This is a genomic window from Staphylococcus equorum, from assembly GCF_001747895.1.
Classification (GTDB): domain Bacteria; phylum Bacillota; class Bacilli; order Staphylococcales; family Staphylococcaceae; genus Staphylococcus; species Staphylococcus equorum_A.
Genome location: NZ_LNNB01000009.1, coordinates 326847 through 345723, shown reverse-complemented (window position 1 = coordinate 345723; position 18877 = coordinate 326847). Strand labels below are relative to the sequence as shown.

General features: G+C 31.7%; 16 protein-coding genes. 3 read left to right on the top strand and 13 right to left on the bottom strand.

Annotated features, from left to right (window positions below):
• Window positions 1-116 precede the first annotated feature (116 nt).
• From AST02_RS03530 to AST02_RS03505, 6 genes are all read right to left on the bottom strand, one after another.
• A complete protein-coding gene (locus AST02_RS03530) occupies window positions 117-1646 on the bottom strand; it encodes a BCCT family transporter (protein ID WP_226957421.1) in 1530 nt (509 codons plus the stop codon).
• 641 nt (window positions 1647-2287) lie between these two features.
• Complete coding sequence (gene brnQ3 / locus AST02_RS03525; protein WP_069815661.1) at window positions 2288-3631, bottom strand: branched-chain amino acid-like transporter carrier protein BrnQ3; 1344 nt, start codon at window positions 3629-3631, stop codon at window positions 2288-2290.
• 124 nt (window positions 3632-3755) lie between these two features.
• On the bottom strand, window positions 3756-5645 hold the full coding sequence (locus AST02_RS03520; RefSeq protein WP_069815659.1) for a vWA domain-containing protein: 1890 nt from the start codon (window positions 5643-5645) through the stop codon (window positions 3756-3758).
• A 12-nt stretch (window positions 5646-5657) separates the two neighbouring features.
• On the bottom strand, window positions 5658-6449 hold the full coding sequence (locus AST02_RS03515) for an ATP-binding protein (protein ID WP_046465318.1): 792 nt from the start codon (window positions 6447-6449) through the stop codon (window positions 5658-5660).
• A 189-nt stretch (window positions 6450-6638) separates the two neighbouring features.
• Window positions 6639-6842: a DUF6501 family protein gene (locus AST02_RS03510; RefSeq protein WP_002507630.1), complete on the bottom strand. Its 204-nt coding sequence runs from the start codon at window positions 6840-6842 to the stop codon at window positions 6639-6641.
• Between the two features lie 18 nt (window positions 6843-6860).
• Entirely contained in the window at window positions 6861-7673 is an 813-nt protein-coding gene (locus AST02_RS03505) for a VOC family protein (RefSeq protein ID WP_046465319.1), read from the bottom strand.
• Between the two features lie 206 nt (window positions 7674-7879).
• Between AST02_RS03505 and AST02_RS03500 the strand changes: the two genes are divergently transcribed.
• Window positions 7880-8080: a hypothetical protein gene (locus tag AST02_RS03500; protein ID WP_002507627.1), complete on the top strand. Its 201-nt coding sequence runs from the start codon at window positions 7880-7882 to the stop codon at window positions 8078-8080.
• Window positions 8081-9049: 969 nt separating this feature from the next.
• Here the strand turns inward: AST02_RS03500 and AST02_RS03490 are convergent.
• The 6 genes from AST02_RS03490 to AST02_RS03465 all read right to left on the bottom strand — a co-directional run bounded on the left by AST02_RS03490 (window position 9050) and on the right by AST02_RS03465 (window position 14994).
• Window positions 9050-9871, bottom strand: a complete 822-nt coding sequence (locus tag AST02_RS03490; protein WP_069815654.1) for an ATP-binding cassette domain-containing protein — start codon at window positions 9869-9871, stop codon at window positions 9050-9052.
• A gap of 31 nt (window positions 9872-9902) precedes the next feature.
• Entirely contained in the window at window positions 9903-10463 is a 561-nt protein-coding gene (locus AST02_RS03485) for a dihydrofolate reductase family protein (protein ID WP_069815652.1), read from the bottom strand.
• A 464-nt stretch (window positions 10464-10927) separates the two neighbouring features.
• The gene (locus AST02_RS03480) at window positions 10928-11935 is read right to left on the bottom strand and encodes a Gfo/Idh/MocA family protein (RefSeq protein ID WP_069815650.1); all 1008 of its coding nucleotides are present in this window, start codon (window positions 11933-11935) and stop codon (window positions 10928-10930) included.
• 38 nt (window positions 11936-11973) lie between these two features.
• Entirely contained in the window at window positions 11974-13116 is a 1143-nt protein-coding gene (locus AST02_RS03475; protein WP_069815648.1) for a Gfo/Idh/MocA family protein, read from the bottom strand.
• Window positions 13116-14003 (bottom strand): sugar phosphate isomerase/epimerase family protein, encoded by an 888-nt coding sequence (locus AST02_RS03470; RefSeq protein WP_069815646.1) that lies wholly within the window; start codon window positions 14001-14003, stop codon window positions 13116-13118. Before AST02_RS03470 ends, AST02_RS03475 begins: the two co-directional genes overlap by 1 nt.
• Before the next feature lie 124 nt (window positions 14004-14127).
• Window positions 14128-14994, bottom strand: a complete 867-nt coding sequence (locus AST02_RS03465) for a sugar phosphate isomerase/epimerase family protein (RefSeq protein ID WP_069815644.1) — start codon at window positions 14992-14994, stop codon at window positions 14128-14130.
• A gap of 120 nt (window positions 14995-15114) precedes the next feature.
• Between AST02_RS03465 and AST02_RS03460 the strand changes: the two genes are divergently transcribed.
• Together AST02_RS03460 and AST02_RS03455 are read left to right on the top strand one after the other, a co-directional pair.
• Window positions 15115-15990, top strand: coding sequence for an AraC family transcriptional regulator (locus tag AST02_RS03460; protein ID WP_069815642.1), 876 nt, complete (start codon window positions 15115-15117; stop codon window positions 15988-15990).
• A gap of 515 nt (window positions 15991-16505) precedes the next feature.
• Entirely contained in the window at window positions 16506-17054 is a 549-nt protein-coding gene (locus tag AST02_RS03455) for a helix-turn-helix domain-containing protein (RefSeq protein ID WP_046465325.1), read from the top strand.
• A 549-nt stretch (window positions 17055-17603) separates the two neighbouring features.
• Here AST02_RS03455 and sucB read toward each other — a convergent pair.
• Window positions 17604-18869: a dihydrolipoyllysine-residue succinyltransferase gene (gene sucB / locus AST02_RS03450; protein ID WP_069815640.1), complete on the bottom strand. Its 1266-nt coding sequence runs from the start codon at window positions 18867-18869 to the stop codon at window positions 17604-17606.
• Window positions 18870-18877 lie beyond the last annotated feature (8 nt).

Here is an 18877-nt window from a genome sequence, read left to right as displayed (position 1 = left end):
ATAAAAACATAAAAATGATGGATTCTACTTTATTTCATGTAGAAACCATCATTTTTTAGTTATCTGAGAAGCTTATGTCTCACACTCATTTTGAGATTTAATTCTAATCGCTCTATTTAATGCTTAGAATCTTCTGTATGTTGATTTGCTGAATTTTTAATTAAATTCTCTGTATTGTCAACTTTGTCTGAGGATTTAGTAGTTACTATATTTTGTTCCACAGCAAGTTTGTGCGCAATTTTCGGCGCTGTCCAAACGACAGGAAGCATGATAATCGATATAGGTACTGCTGTTACGATTATAAAGGACTGTATTGCACTAATACTACCCTCACCAATATTAATAAGAATAATTGAGATTACACCCATAATAGCAACCCAGAATAATCTGATGATTTTAGGCGGATCTCCTTCGCCAGTAACGGACATAGAAATTGAATATGACATTGTATCGGCAGTTGTTATTACAAATATAAGTGTCAAAATGAGTAAAGCTATAACTAACACATTGCCTAAAGGTAATTGTGTAGCAATTGAGATAACTGCTGCAGGTAAACCATTTTCAGATAAAGGATCACTAATTGAACCATTATTTTTAGATTCATAAAACAATCCACTTCCACCTAAAATAGAAAACCAAAAATGAGAAACTACAGCTGCTACGACTGAAACGAGTATGAAGATTTCTCTGATTGTACGCCCTTTTGAGACACGGGCAACTAACATAGCCATTAAAGGACCATAACCTATAAACCAGCCAAAGAAGAAAAGCATCCATGCGCCGGCCCATTGATTATCACCTCTAAAGGTACTGATTTCTAAGAAATTAGTGATATATGTTCCATAAGAAGAAATAAAAGTATCAATAATAAAACCACCAGGGCCTATTAATAATATAAAGACAGCAAGTGCTATTGCTAACCATATATTTAGTTTGCTAAGAAACTGTATACCTTTATCTATCCCTGTAGTTGCAGATATAGATACAATGACCATAAGTCCTGCAACAGATAAGACTTGAGTAATGATATTATCTGGAATACCAAAAATACTATGTAACCAGTAACTAAATTGAAAACCGAAAAATCCAATTGTTCCAATTGTTCCAGCTACAGCACCTAAAATACAAAAGACATCTATCATAGAGCCTGTCTTAGTATGCTCGATCTTTTTACCAAATATTGGATATAAAATTGTTCTTGGACGCATTTTCATGCCTTTATTATAATGTGCATACATAATAATGATACCACTGACAGCACCATAAACGGCCCAGGCTGTGAATCCCCATGATGTGAAACTTTGAGCCATTGCTGCTGGTATAGCAGCTGAACTACTATCTTTGATACTTGGATCCATAGTTGGTGGCACATCAATAAAATAATACATAGGTTCAGCAGCAGCCCAAAATATAGCGCCTGCGCCTAATCCTGACGTAATCACAATTGCTGCCCATCTGAAGTAACTCATTTCAGGTTTAGAAGCATTTCCGAGCCTTACACGGCCATACTTTGAAAAGGCTAAAACCGCACCTACCGCAAATGTTGCTAGTAATAAAATTTGCCAAAATGCACCGAAATATGTAATGGATAGTTCAAAGCCTTTTTGCACGAAATCCGAAGTTGCTGTAGTAAATAGTGATGACATAATTACAAATAATACGAGTATGCCACCGCTAATAAGAAACACCGGCCAATCTAGTTTGTCTTTCCAATAAGAAAATTTAATGTTATTCTACTCCTCTTTTTAGGTTCTCTCTATTTTTCTCTATATTAAGTCTTTTATAATAAATAGTTTAGCTTTTTCAGTACTTATCAAATTGCTTAAGAATATCATTGAATATTGTTTTAGAGTTCAAGATTATAAGTATGAAAACGAAGTCTTACGCTATAGCAAATGGTGTTTTTGTGAATATGAACACGTGTACTTTCCATCTTTAATAAAAATGTGTAAGTCTATTTATGATTGTGACAAGAGACTTACTATTGTCACTGACGAAACACTTGAAGTTAAGATTATAGCCCACTTCTTCTTAGTAATCAATTGGACTTTGCAAAATAGTTATAATTTTTAAGATTAAATTATTATATATTAATCATGGAATTGGAAAATTCTGCATCTTAAAAAATGATATTTTTATTTAAATGAAGATTTTAACAGCAAAATGATATTTTTACACATAAAAAATCCCTTCAAAGCAATCACTGTTTCAGTGACTACTTTGAAGGGATTGTATCTTTACAAAAACGATGCATTTAAATATTGAGCAGAATCTACTTAAATGACCTTTAATCTTTTTCGTAAACGATAGGTTTTTGATTTTTAACCATAGTAGCTACAATATAACCTATGATTGTAGTGACTATAGCAATTGGGAACCATTCTAATGAATAGTCTTTTAAAGGTAAGCTATCAATAAAGCTCATTTTTATCCAGCCTTGTGTATGTACTACACTTAATATTGAAACAATAGAAACAATCGCAACTGGAATTTGTTGTGCAATTGGCTTAGTTGGTACGAAACGTGCAATCAATATCAGTAATACTGAAGTAATTGCTACTGGATATACAATACTAAGTACTGGTTCAGACATTGTAATTACTGAGTTTAAACCTTGATTTGCTAATATAAAACTAATTAGCGTAAATCCAATTACATAAGCTTTATAAGAAATTTTCGGTAAAATTCTATGGAAATATTCTGACACTGAAACGATTAAACCACATGCAGTAGTTAAACACGCAAGTGCAACAATAATACCTAATAGATATTTACCAAAAGTTCCAAAGCCTACATCTGCCATTGTAGTTAATAGGTATGTACCTATGTTTTGATCTTTTGCTGTTAAACTAGCAATTTTTTCTTGCGATACATCCATGTGATTTCCTATAAAACCTAGAGAAATATAGATGAACATTAAGGCAACTGCAGCGATTAAACCAGCTAATAATGTCTGCTTAAAGATCTTATTAGCATTTGTAACGCCTGTTGCTTTTACAGCATTAACTACAATCATTGAGAAGGCAATTGCTGCAATAGCATCCATCGTTAGGTAACCATTGGTAAACCCTTGTGAAAACCCAGCAAAGCCAGAAGTAAACGATTCTGCAGATTGACTTGGTGCATTACCACCAAAATCTACGAATCCTTTAATAATCATCGCTAATATCGTGATAAGTAGTAATGGTGTTAGCAATGACCCGATACGATCAACCATTTTACTAGGATTGATACATAAATATAATACAATTAAGAAATAAATAACTGTAAATATAAATAATGCTAAACTACTATTTGTTTGTGCAATTGGTGTAACAGTCATCTCAAATGATGTTGATGCTGTACGTGGAATCGCAAATAATGGACCTATTGTTAAGTATATAATTACTAAGAATACTACTGAAAACTTAGGTGATATTTTATTTAATGACCCGATGTAGCCTTGTTTATCTAATGCACCTACAACAACGCCTAATAACGGTAATCCGATTCCAGTTAATGCAAATGCTAAAATGGATGGCCAGAAATATTCTCCGCTATCTAAACCTAAATTAGGTGGGAAAATAAGGTTGCCAGCGCCAAAGAACATTGCAAACAATGTGAAGCCTATAATCCATGTATTTTTATTCATATGACGTTCTCCTTTTAATCCAATAAAATAATATTACCTATTCTATCACGTTTAATTAGATGCCGTCTATATAAATTTCAGAATATTTAAATATATAGCGATTAATTTATAAAAATTAGTCTAGCTAAAATGATTTTAATAAAAGTTTTTTCAATAATGGTGACAGATGGCTTGGCAAATTTTCTACGCCTTCTACAAAGATGGCATACTGACCATAAATATTATGAATCGTTTGTTCTATGTCTTCTGTAATAGGATCTTGACTTAAAAAGACATTGAATACTTCGATTCCCATTTTTCTAGCAGTTTCAACGGCTTCATAAGTGTCTAAAATACCATCTTGACTATAATTATATGCTGAAGGTTCACCATCTGAAAATACAATTAGAAAACGTTGATTATGTGAACGACGCATTAATCGTTCACTTCCTATTCTAATTGCTACGCCATCTCTATTATCATCTTGAGGCTCTAGAGCCATAATTCTTGGTCCATCTTTTTCTAAAATTGAACGGTCGTATGAAATGATTTCGTCAATAATATTGGGTTGATTTGATTCATCTGCATCAAACGCATCTTCGTTAAATGCAAGTATCTCATGTTTAACATTTAATGATTTTAAAGTTTCATGGAATAGGACAACGCCCTTGATCGTTTCTTCCATCTTATCTTGCATACTTGCAGATGCATCAACGAGCAATGTAAAAGTAGCGTCAAAGGATTGACTTAAATCTTGTTTCTTATAAAACAGCTTATATTGATCATCAATAAACCAATTAAGTAGATTCTTCTGTAGTCTTCCTTTAGTTAAATTATGACGTTCATCCTGGTATTCTCTATCAATTGTTTTCTTTATGATTTGGATTAAATCTTTTGTCTCAAACTGGACTTCAGATTCAACGTCACGATAATCATTGATATATTGTGGTTCTATGTCTGGAATATTCCATTTAATCTCTACGTTTTGATTGATACCTTTAAGTGCAAACGCTTGGTTATGGCCGACAGAACCGCCTTCGTCATCTTCAACGTTATCAGTAGAGCCTTTGCCCTTTTTAGTTTGCATATCAGTCATATCATCGCTCGCATCACCCTCACGTGCGGTGTCATTATCACCCATGACATCACTATTCTCACCTTCATGTAATTCCATTTCTAAATAAGCGCCACCTTCTGACGCACTATCTTGATTATTAGATTCCATATCTTCGCTTACAACGTCTTCATCGTTTTGTTCATCAGACTGACCATCTGAGTTACTTGCGTCAGTTCTCGTTATATCCTCAAAATTAAGTTCTTCTATTGCTTCATAAACTTTTTTCGGTAAATGATAATATTCGTTCAACATATCTTCTTTTAAAATATCATCGATTTGATACATGATACGTTCTGCTAAAAACATGTTATCTTCAGACGTTTCATTATAAAAGAAATTAGGTAAGTATTGATACATATGATTTAAAACATCATCAATTTGAGGATGGATTTGCGGTACATCATAAAAGTTTTCTGTTAAAAAAGATGCTTCTAAATATAAAAATAGTAAGTCTGTAAAAGTTGTTTTGGTTTTATAAACTTTGATTTGTGTCTGAGTATAATTCAATCTAACCTCATTACGCATTTGAATTATAGGCTTTGTCGAAGGACGTAATTGAACTATGGTATTTAATACACGTTTGTCTTCTAATAATTTGAAAAGTTGTTGGAAGAATTTTGGGTGTTGAAACTCTCGATTATGAATGACTTTATTTACAATTTTTTCATCCATCATTTGATAACCATAAGTAGCAAGTAATACATCTGATTTTAATCCTGTGGATTCTATTTCTTTACTCCTATGTGACCAAAATGAGCTTGTAATTAAGGTATGATTGATTGGATCATAGTATGGAAATTTTTGTATTTTAACGTGTGCTTGTTCATTTTTCAGTAAAAGACGAGCTAAATCTTGTAGCATCATGACTTGCTTTGCATCAAGTTGTTCGTCATTAAATTTTATAAAACGATCACTCATGATTATCCCTCACTAAAAGTTTAATTCTACTGCGTTTTTAATTGCTTGTTGTTCACGTTCGTCTTCTAATTTATCTATAATCGTACGCTGTATCGCACGTTCTATTGGCATGATTGTTGCTAAATCGCTCAAGTCAATCAGCGCTCGAATACTGGCTGCTTCTTCAGAAATTTGACCTTGTTTTGTCATTGTTCTCAAATCTTCATTGAACTTTATAATATTTTGGATAACAGCGTCGTCTTTTAACTGGCTTTGGTTTTTAATAACATCACTTAAAATATCACCATCAATATAATCTACTTCAATAACAACGAAACGGTTTTTTAATGCTTCATTCATAGGTAATGTGCCAATGTACCCTACGTTTATTGCTGCAATAACATTAAAACCTGGTGCTGCACTTACAACTTCTCCTGTAAATGGATTAGTTAATTTTCTACGATAGTCTAATACACCATTCAGTATAGGAAGTGTTTCTGGTTTCGCCATATTGATTTCATCAATATAAAGAATATTTCCTTCTTTCATGGCTTGTATGACAGGTCCGTCTATAAAGACAATTTCTTGTGACCCATTGTCATTTGTTTGTATTGTTTTAAAGCCTAATAAACTTTCAGCATCTAAATCGACTGAACAGTTAATTTGGTGCATCGGTCTATTTAAAGTTTCACTTAACGTTTCTGCAAGTTTCGTCTTACCAGAACCAGTTGGTCCTTTTAACAGTATATTTTTATTTAATTGCATTAATGATTTAGCATCATTAAAGACAGTCTCGTCTCTATTAATATATTGTGCATTTGTCATGTTTTGTATCTCCTTTTGCATTTACATGTTTATCTAATGATTGTTAAAAATCATTAAAAATAGACTGGGGCAAGAATACATTATCATATTTTGCCCTAGCCCTATTTTAATAAGAAAATTTATAAACTCACAATAGTTTGTGAGGTATTGTTTGTTGCGTTCATGGTGTAATACGATATATTTAAAATCTTATACTTCTTTAAAATATTCTTTATAATATCCGCCAACTAGACCAGAGTTATCGATGATTTGATAATACTCTTCAGTTTCATTGATAACGTCATATTGTTTACCTACTGTTAGCATATCAGATACTGTGAATTTTTTCGCTTCTGCATGTTCAACTTCGACTTTTTTAATAGGTGTATTTGTTTTCCAAGTTTCATGTAACATAATTGTAAAAACCTCTCTTTATTGTTTTGTTTCTAAAGTTAATATAAATGTGATGCCGCTTTTTTCACTAATTCTTAAAGAACGTTCGCCATCTTGATCTAATGTTTGATAAGGAATACCAATGACTTCAAGTTGTTGCAATGCATTTTGAAAATGTGCTTTGGATTCAGTAGCAAATTCAATTTGTTCAACTATACCATGTTCAGGCATTTTCACTTCATCCTTTGCAGCATAAATATGTAGCTCGCCACCTAGCCCGCCGTCTCCTATACGAAACACTTGTACTTTATAATCGGCATCGTCTGTTGGTGCGTATTCAGCAAAATGTATGAGTCCAAAAACTTTAGTTAAAATAGATTGCGTTAATATAAGTTCATTAACTTTCAAGAGGACAGGCCCTAATCCTTGGATCTGGTGTAACGGATTTACAGTACTTTCAAATGATGGCATACCTAATGGTGTCCCAGTATTATGTTCATTTGAGTAAATATTAAATGTTTGATCATTTTGGTCTTTAAAATCAAAATATTGATGACCATTTAAATCGGTAATACCACCATGATTAATGTGATGATTATCTAATACTGATTTATACTCATCCAAACCTTCATCACTTGGCACACGCAAGCCAATATTATCTATATGATTATTATTGTTAATATAGTTAGGTATTTCTACAAAATGTATACGTGTCCCAGAATTAAGTTCAGCATCTCCAAAACGTAGCGCTTGTCCTTTGTTTGTCACATTGAGTCCGAGTATATCTTTAAATAAAGTTTTAGTTTTTTCTAAATCATTTGTCCCTGTAGTAACACTTCTAAGACCATTCATTATATTAACCCCTCTATTCATATCTTTTCAACTAATTATAACTTACTTTAAGTATTATTTGTATGATGAATAATGGTTTTACAAAATTATAACGAATATACATTGGACGAATTAAGAAAATGTATTAAAATGTATATATATCGTGATTTATTATTTTTCATGACAAATTTGAAAATAGATTTATTGAATTAGAAGGAGGTTTTAAAATGTTAACTGTATGGGTTGTATTTGGCATTACTGTGCTTATAGCAGTGTATTCTGGAATTACTTTCTTTTCGAATATAAATAATAAAGCAAAGCAAAAAAATGCTAATGCTAAAAGTGTTAAGAAAAATAATATCTATGGCGTAGTTTTCTTAGTATTTTTAATTCTAGCTATTATTGAGCTTTTCGTGTATATAGCTTAATAATTTTACATTTTTAAGACATGTAAATTGAATCGAGATTATTGGAGTTATAATTTAAAAGAATAGTTAGTTGTTATACTTGAATAATAAAGTCGTAGTAAAATTTAAATGGGCGTGGGACAGAATTATCTCATGCTCTATTAGAAAGCCCCAATCTATTAGAAAACTAATAGATTGGGGCTTTCTATTTAATATTCAAAGATACTAAAGTGTCTACTTGTATCCGTATGGCTAGAAGCTTTTTGTATTAACAACAATTTTTTATCTTATTGTCTATTGAAAAAATATTTGGTCATGAGAAAAACTATAACTATATAAATTACAGAATGAATGCACAACGTTATAAAGTCTAAGTTAAATATATGAATAGAATCCTTATTTAAAAGATACAAAATATTGCTTATAGGAGGAAGAATCCATAATATCCATTGCAAAAATGAAAATTGTTCTATTAATAAATCCTTGGTCAGTGTAACAATTATGATAAGTGTTGTAAGAAGCCAATTAAAGTTTTTACTGGCAATTTGTGTATTTGTTACAAAAGAACCTAATAATATCCCAAAAGAACTCATTAATATATGTGTGATTAAACCTATGAAAATTAAATTTAATGTAATCTCTTTATTAAAAACTTGGATTAATAATGGATAGAATAGTGAAACTAGAATTAATAAACAACTAACTAGAAAAAGATATAAAACTTTAAGCTTTAAATAATTGCTTTTAGACCTTAATTGGATATATAAAATATAGCGTTCGTTAATAGTATCGTGCTTAAAGTTAATAATTGTAAGCCAAGTCATTATAAGAAATAGCACAATTGATGTGGATCCATAACTAGATAATACAGGGACATCTTTATAGATATAGATGCTTATTAGAAATAATAAGTAAATAAAAATAGGTGGTATAAAAATAAAAGATTTTAAAAACTTTAAATTTTCATATTTTAAAAAAGTAAGTAGCATATTATAAGTCCTTTACTTCTATAATTTCATAATTATTATTTATTAAATTTTGTATAACTAAGTTAGATTTTGATTTATATACTTGTATCGCTAACTTATTGTCGCTAATTTCTAGCATAGAAAGTATAGAACCTTCATTATTTGCCATAATTAAGTTGTGGTTTTGTTTATAGCTTTGCACAGTAATTAATTTCTGCGTATCTTGCTTAGAGATGGATTTAAATGTGTAATCGTCTAAATTGAGTATATGAGTGACTACAGTATTTTCAAAAATGTAATCATGCGCTGTTATAATAATTGTTTTCGTTTTAACTAATTGTCGTAAATGATTTACAAACCGTTTTTCTGATTTATTATCTAGACCTGAAAATGGTTCGTCGAAAATTAAAATGTCAGCATCCGCTAATAGACATTGTATAATATTAACTTTTTGTAATGTACCTTTAGATAAACGATGCAATTTCAAATCTTGAAATTCAGTTAAATAAAATAAATCCAAATAATTTTGCAGTATAGTATGTACTTGTTTTTTATTAATTTGATTATTTGAGTTAATTATAAATAATAAAAATTGTTTTACTGTTACTTTAATGTTTTTAGGAAATGCATCCGGGGCATAGCTAATTTTAGAATCAGTATAAATATTGCCGCTACTTGGTAACTGTAATTTAGAAATAAGTTTTAATGTTAAGCTTTTACCTACTCCATTTATTCCTTTTACTAAAGTTATGGAATTTTTGGGGATTTTAAAAGACAAATCATTAATGATAAGATTCTGGTTAAGCTCTTTTGACACGTTTTTAGCTTCAATCGCTATGTTCATTGAATATCATTCCTTTTTCTATAAAAGATCATTATTTATCTTTGCCATAAATGAGCTGTACGACACCGCTTTGATAAGTATGCATTTTTAATAATGACAAATTCAATCTTTGATTAATATTTTCAAATAATGGTTTTCCAGCACCTAATACTACTGGGTGAATAGATAAACGATATTCATCAATTAAATTTTTATCTATAAATGAGGTGATAATACTAGACCCGCCATATAACCATATGTCATTTGTATGAGCTAATTTGATTTGTTCGACTGCTTTGGTAATGTCAGGATTATAAATAAATTCAGTAGTTGTTTGATTTGAAATATGCTGGCGTGTAAATACATATTTACTTTTGCTATGAATATTGTCCCACATGAACTGCTCTCCATTGCTATCGTCTGCTTGCGGTTGGAAAGTTCCCCATAAATCATAGCTTTTCCTACCATAAATAATAGCGTCTATTTGGTTTAAAAATGCAGTGAAATTCATTTCTGGATCCATGATACACCAATCAATTTCACCATTCGATCCTTCTATAAAACCATCTAAAGATACAGCTAAATCTAATATGATTTTGCTATTATCGTTCATAAAATGCACCTTCATTCATTAAAATATATTATTATATATTTATTGTAGTGAAGCTTAAATGAAAAAACAATCATTGTATTGAATGATAAAATTATTTTATTTACTTAAAAATTGTATGAAAAAGAGTACAAGTCATAAGCATCCCTAATGAAGTTGAAACGATATAGATGATTTAAATATTTATATGCACTTGTCCCATTTTTTATAAGGCTGACGTCCAGTGAAATGGTATGAGAGAGAGATAATAGATTCGATTCATATTCCAAGCAAACATGTACTTTCAAAAATCAAAAATGTTCGAATAAAAAGGAGCAAGATAAGCAATCAATGTTTGATTACTTACCCTGCTCCCACATAGCTGAGTAAATACAGACAACTACAGTGAAATATATAATTTACATTTACAAAATAACATGTTGTATTTATGTTCCGTGCGCTGAATAGATTTTTAAGAAAGTTGAAATTTAATCACTGGTAAATGTTACGGTTTGTTTTGATTCAGAAGACATTTGAATTGCATCTATCATAGCGATGGATGCGAGTGCATCTTGAGCATGTACATAATTTTGTGTATCGTTATGCAGACAATCATAAAATTGATTAATCAGTTTACCATGGCTTGGTCCATAATAAGATTTTGTTTTAGGTGCTTTAGCATCTTCTATAACTTGCTTTTTATAACCGTCTTCATTTACACGTGTCAGAATATTATCTTTAATTGTGAATTTTTCATTTTCAAAGATGACTTGAAGCTCAACACTAGAATTACCAATACTGGCATTTGTAGCGAAAAACATACCATTTGCTTTATTTTCAAACGCTATGTGTGCAGCTGCGGTATCCTCTACTTCAATATCATAATCTAATAGTTGTGAGACATTGCCTTTAATAGATGTGACTTTGCCACAAAGTAATTGCATTAAATCTAGTGTGTGAATAGCTTGATTGATTAGTACGCCACCACCAGCAGCGTCCATCTTACCGCGCCAAGGTTTCTCTGTATAATAAGCTTCAGGTCTAAACCAAGTTACTAGCCCTTTTACGCCAATGACATTACCATATTCACTACTTTCGACGATTTTCTGTAGTGTTTGAAAGGTATCATTATAGCGATTTTGAAAACAAATACCAATTTTAATTTTTGGGTATTTGCGCTCTAATTTCACTAATTCAAGACCTTCTTTGGCATTAATTGCAAGTGGTTTTTCTTGCAACACATGAACGCCTTTTTCGACACAAGTCGCTGTTGCTGATAAGTGTAAATAGTGTGGTAAACAAATATGAACGCAATCTAACGCTTCTGAATCTAACATTTCATTTAATTCTTTATAAAAATGCGTATTTGGTACTTTGTTTTTTAATAATTCGTTTTCATCACAAACTGCTACTAATTGAGCCTCTGGATTATCATCAATCGCTTGAATATGTACTTGAGCGATATCACCTAATCCAACAATTCCAATTTTAAGCATATGACCATCTCCGTTTATTTATGCTTTTATGAGTTGATTTATTGCTCTGATTGAATTTTTTCTTGTAATGCATTTTTAAATTCAGTTGGATCTACTGGTAGTGATACCTCTTTGCCTAACCAACTTGAAAGATAAATGGCATTTACAAAGTTAACACCATTAATACCGTCACTGCCTGGAGCAATCAGTGGTGTATCATCAATAATGTTAGCTGCAAAGTTTTCTAATACGCTGATGTGTTGTTGACCCCATACACTTTCGAATTCAAACGTTTCTTGATCATAGATATCGTCAAAACCATTGCCAGTGAATATTTTGGCAGCATCTTCCCACGACATATTACGGTTCATGTCTGTCTCAGATTCTTTTAAGCGAGTCAGTGTAATTTTGTTACTATCTTCTACTAATATTTTCCCTTTATCGCCAGTGATTTCTAAGCGGTCTGTTCCGATAATGTCATGTGTACATGTAATGAATACACCTGTTGCCCCGTTGCCATAATCTAATACAGTTGTTACATCATCATCGACGTTTAATTCTCTTTGGTAACCATATTTAACATTTGAAAATACTTTTTCAGGTAAGCCACATAACCACTGGAGTAAATCGATTTGGTGTGGTGCTTGGTTTACTAAAACGCCACCGCCTTCTCCATCCCAAGTTGCTCTCCAAGAACTTTGATCATAATATGCTTGTGGACGCCACCATGTAGTGATAATCCAATTTGTGCGACGAATATGACCAATTTCACCAGCATCAATTAATGCTTTAACTTTTTGGTATAAAGGATTGGTTCTTTGATTAAAGAAAATACCAAACGTTAATTCTGGTTTAGAAGCTGCTAAATCACTGATTTCTTTAACTTTTTCAGCATAGATATCTGCAGGCTTTTCTAAAAGTGCATGAATATCCCTAGACAATGCTTCTTTACCTATTTCTGTATGAAGGTAATGAGGCACTGTAGTAACGACTGCATCTACATCGCCACTTTCTAACATATCAATATAGTTATCGTAGAAAGGTACATCTGGATATTTTTCAGCACTTAATGCTTTTTTCTCAGGATCAATGTCACATATTGCGCCAATTTCTAGTTTATCTACTTCTCCGCTATGAATAAAACCTGCATAAGTACCACCTTGTGCACCTAAACCAATAATTCCTAAACGAACTTTTTCCATTATGCATTCTCCTCTTGTTCAATATTAGATAGTATTTTTAGTAAAGCTTCATATTGCATTTTATATCCTTCAGCACCGTCTTTAGCTACTGTGTTTTGGATCGTCTCTGTGGAATGTTCAAGTTCTAAATCTTTAAGTGAATCAAACACAACGAGATGAGGTTCTAGTGTTAAAAATCCTTCGTAGCCACTGTTGATTGCTTGTTTAAGTATCGATTCAATTTGACCATCTCCTGTGCCACATAAGACATTGACGCTATCTTCATAAATAGCATCTTTAATATGAATATATTCAATATGTGGAGTCAATAATTCATAACATGCTTGTGGATCTTCGCCACACTGAACAAAATTTGCGAAATCAAAGATTGCTTTAAAATGTTCTGAACCGACTTCATTTAAAATAACATTACAACGTCGAGCAATATCGCCAAAGATATCTTTTTCATTTTCATGAAGTAATATCACATTATATTGTTCAGCAATTTTGGCAAATTGCTTTAATTTAGCAATGACTTCTTTTTCATAATCATCAAAATTATCATCTTTTGGTATATAAAAACTAAATATTCTAATGTATTTACAATCTAAAGTATTTGATATTTGACATAATGTTTTTAATGTCTCTAATTGCGCTTTAAAAGCATCTTCATCATTAATATAAATTTTACCTATTGGCGAACCAATGGATGAAATGCCAATGTTCCACTTTTTCAACCTTGGTAAGACATCTTTTTGTATGCTATCAACAGAGTATTTGCTAATATTTTCACCATCAACACCACGCAATGAGATATAGCGCATACCTAATTCACTGACAGTTTTTAACTGGGTATCTAATTCGGATGATATTTCATCCGAAAATCCTGATATTGCGATATTTTTCATTATAAAAATACCTCCATTTTCATTAAATATAACTTGAATTTTATAAAGTAGCAAATTGCAATCGCTTACATTTAACTTCTTTAAAAAAGCACCTATTAAGGTGTAGATAGACTATTAATTTAAATTAGAACCATGTTTTATAACCTAAATCAATTAAGTGATCACGACTTGTGATTAAGCAATCATATGGATCGGCACCGTATAATTCATCTTGCTCAACAAAGAAATATTCACTGCCACTTTCAAGGCCAGCTTCTATGATATCTCGTAAAGGTAAAGTACCTTCACCAAGTTCAGCAAATTGTGTAATCATATGGAGCATATAATATACCTTCTCAACGCCTTCTCCAGGGTATTGGTCCCAATCAATTTCGCCAATACGATAATCTTTTAAGTGGATGGCACGAATGCGATTTGCATATGTTGGTATGAATTTAGCTGGGTCTATACCAGCACGCCAAATCCAATGTACATCTAACTCAAAGCCTAAATGTTCAGTGTTATCACGCATTAAATCTAACATGAGCTCTCCATTATAACGAACGAATTCTACGTTATGCGCATGATAGTAAAGATCGATGCCATGTTCTTTTAAGCGTTCCGCATATTCCTCACATATTTCGGCAAATTTAAGCGTACTTTCTTTAGAACCCATATAATTCATAGGAAGCATGCCAATACGTAAAATTGTACAATCTACAGCTTTACAATCTGCTACAATTTTATCAAAATCATTTTGTAATGTATCTCCTGGATATTTTTGATCTTCAGAAATATCTTCGACACCACAAGACATTGCCGCGATATTCATGCCAAAATCTTTAATTGCACGTTGCATTTCAGTAATATTCTGTTCTGTCATTTCTATTTGAGATACCTCAACAGCATGGTAGCCAAGCTCGTTTACTTTATTTAAAACATTGTATATCCCATCTTCAGCTACCTTATCTTTAAGCATCATCATTTGAACTCCAATTTGTGGTTCAGTCATATAAATCATCCTTTCAATATAATATTGCTTTAGTGTTATAATTTAATTATATATTGAGTGAAAATTAACAACATTGTAAATAAAGGGAAAAAGATTGTTTTTTGAGCAGGAGGTATTTGAATGAAAGGCAACGGGGATATTAAGTTTAAATTTGATTCTATTTCGTTACCTTTTGATGGAGAGTATGCAGCATGGCACAGGATAAGTGATGGTCACTTTGGCAATGAATTACATTATCATGACCATTATGAAATATTCTTCTCACTGTCTGGCAATATGCTATATACCATTGAAGGTAGAAAATATCAGCTAGACGTAGGTTCTTTATTACTCATTACACCATATGAATTTCATCAGTTAAATGAACAAATGGATGGGCATGCCGAACGTATTGGATTAAGATTTGATGAACATTTATTAGAATCTTTGTCTACAGATACATATGATTTAAGTGCATGCTTCGACACAAAATCACCAAACTTTAAAAATTTACTGCAATTGTCAGAATCACAAAAAAGAGAACTATATTATTTACTTCAGGGTTTAATTAATGAACAAAATAGTCAGAAATTTGGGAAGAAATTAGCAGAAGAAGCATTGCTCACTCAATTTTTTATACTTTTAAATAGAGTGTCAATTGCTAATGAACAAGTATCAGTGATAGATGACCCGGAATCTGAGTTAGTAAGACAAGTATTAGATTATATGGAGTTACACTACGCAGATCCTATTTCATTAGAAGATCTCGAAAAGAAATTCTATGTTAGTCGCTATAAAATTACTCAGCACTTCACTCGCCTTGTAGGCTATCCACCATATCGTTATTTATTACAGAAACGATTGCAAAATGCGCAACGTATGTTGAAAAATGGAGAAAGTCCACAACAAGTTGCCAATCAATGCGGTTTTAGCGATTATTCTAACTTTTATCGAAAATTTAAAACGTCTTATGGGTGCAGTCCACGTGATTATTATCAAAAACACGCCAAAAATTAAACTGTTTATAGAGTAGAGAAATGCCATTACTTTAGAATTGTCTCAGCTAGTGAGTCTAAAGTAATGGCATTTTTTAATGGAAAGACCGATCATGAAAAAAGTACTTAATATGATAATAAATGCGGCTATTCTTTTAAAGATACAAAAATTATGTTTATGCTCAAGCAATATTCAACGGTTAGTAATCATTATTTGAATGGTCGAAAATCTAATATAATAAGCTTGTTATTGAAATAGAATAATGAACTGTAGTCATTAGAACAAATAGAAATATGGTAACTAGTATAGATTTTAAACATGAAATCTGCTGTTTTACGTGTTTAAAATCCAGAATGTTTAAATTAGTAAATAGTGGTAAGGACACTGATGCTACAAGGTTTATAGCTTTTACAACAGTTTCATTACCACCTCCCCTCTCGCATAAAACGTTATAACGTGTATAATGACGTTATAACGTTTTAAGACTTGGAATGAATTTTCCTGCGTTAGATTATAAAATAAAGGCGGAAAAATCTATGAAAGAAATTAATGATATTATTGCTGAAAATCTTAAGTTATATAGAAAACAAAATGGTTATTCACTAGAACATTTATCCACTTTGACTGAAGTAAGTAAAACGATGCTTGGGCAAATTGAACGTAAAGAATCTATTCCATCGATTACAACATTATGGAAAATTGCTAACGGTTTAAAAGTTTCATTCTCTGAACTTACACAAGAAAATATTGAAAATATTAGAAAGATATCTGCGAATGAATTGAAACCATTAACTTCAGAAGACAATAAATATAAAGTATATCCATTTTTTAAGTTTGATATTGAGAAAAAGTTTGAGAGTCATATGGTTATTATAGAGCCTGAAGGTCTTATGAAAGATTCGCCACATGGTTCTGGATCTATAGAGTACATAACGGTTTATGAAGGTACACTAACGCTTAAATTGGATGGAGATAACTATACGGTTCATAAAGATGAATCTATCCAATTTAACGCCAATATCTTCCATTTTTACTCAAATGAAAATATTTCATCAGTTCGATTTAATATGATTGTGCATTATTAATTTCTTTGCAGAAATATTTAACTTTTTCAGAGTTGTAATAAAAATATAAGTAACTGTATGCTGATCGCTCACATTGTAATTTAAGTACGATTTTGAGTTAATGTCTTATTTTGTGATCAAATATACCTTTTTAGTTATTGTTGTTGTATATGTCCTCTTAAATGAGCATATTTTTTAAAACTCCATGTATCTGTTAAGCATAGTCAAAGACATAACTCAGGTTTTTTAATTCTATCTGTTTTTATTAAATTCATGGTTAAACTTAATAGCATTGTTGATTTTAAGCGTCGCCATAATTAGTTTTAGTATTTTTCTTCTAAGACAACGCTCAAAGGTTTCCGGTTATATTTGTTTAACGTGTGGCTTGATATTATTAATCATCGCATTTGTTTTTGGATTAGTTTTGGGGGCGTGAATACGAAGTCGAATTTTGATTTCATGTTCACGCCTCTTATTTGGATTTTAGAGTAATTAAAATTTTAAAAACAAAAAATACAACGACGCTTAGCGCCGTTGTATTGGGATTAATAAACTATTTTGTGTTGTGGATTAAGATTCTAATAGTAAATCTTCTGGATTTTCAATTAAATCTTTAATCATTTTTAAGAATCCTACTGCTTCTTTACCATCAATGATTCTGTGATCATAGCTTAATGCAATGTACATCATTGGACGGTTTTCGATTGTATCTGCATCGACAGCAATTGGACGTGTAATAATTGAGTGCATACCTAGAATAGCAGCTTGGCTACCATTGATGATTGGTGTAGACATCATTGAACCAAAGATACCACCATTAGTAATTGTGAATGAACCATTTACCATATCGTCTAGGCCGAGTTTTTTATCGCGTGCTTTTTTAGCTAAATTGCCAATTTCTTCTTCGATTTCAGCAAAGTTTTTCTTGTCACAATCTCTTACGAATGGAACAAGTAAACCGTCGTCAGTAGATACTGCAACACCGATATCATAGAATTGTTTAGTAATCATATCGTCGCCGTCAATCTCAGCATTCACACCTGGGAATTTTTTCAGCGCTGCAACAGCTGCTTTTGTAAAGAATGACATGAAGCCGAGTTTAGTACCATCATGATCTTTAATGAATTGTTCTTTTTTACGTTTACGTAAATTCATTACGTTCGTCATATCGATTTCGTTAAATGTAGTTAACATAGCTGTGTTATTAGAAACTTCTAATAATTTTTTAGCAGCTGTTTTCTTACGACGAGACATTTTTTCTCTCACTACTGGTTTTGATGGATTTTGTTGTGCCGGTTTTTTCGCTTCTTCTTTAGCGGCTGGAGCTGATTGTTTTGAGCTAGCTTGATTTTGACTTTGATCAACATGTTCTTTTCTTACAACATCATTTGACTGTGCTGCTACTTCAGATAAGTCGATACCTTTTTCACGAGCATATTTACGAGCTGATGGTGTTGCATTAACACGTTGTCCGTTGTCTTGATCTTTTTCTTCTGATTTATCATTTTGCGTTTCAGATTGTTGTGGTTGAGCTTTTTCTGATGATGAATCGTCTTTAGTGTCATCTTGTTTAGCTGGTGCTTCAGAAGCGTTGTTTCCGCTACCTTCTCCAACAACAGCGATAGATTGACCTACTTCAACTGTATCGCCTTCGTTTGCAAGTAATTCTTGAAGAACGCCTGCTTCTTCTGAAACAACTTCAACGTTTACTTTATCTGTTTCTAGTTCAACGATAGCTTCACCTTTATCTACGTTATCGCCTACTTGTTTTAACCATTCTGCAATGGTACCTTCTGTTATGGATTCTGCTAATTCTGGAACTTTTACCTCTGGCATGCTTGACT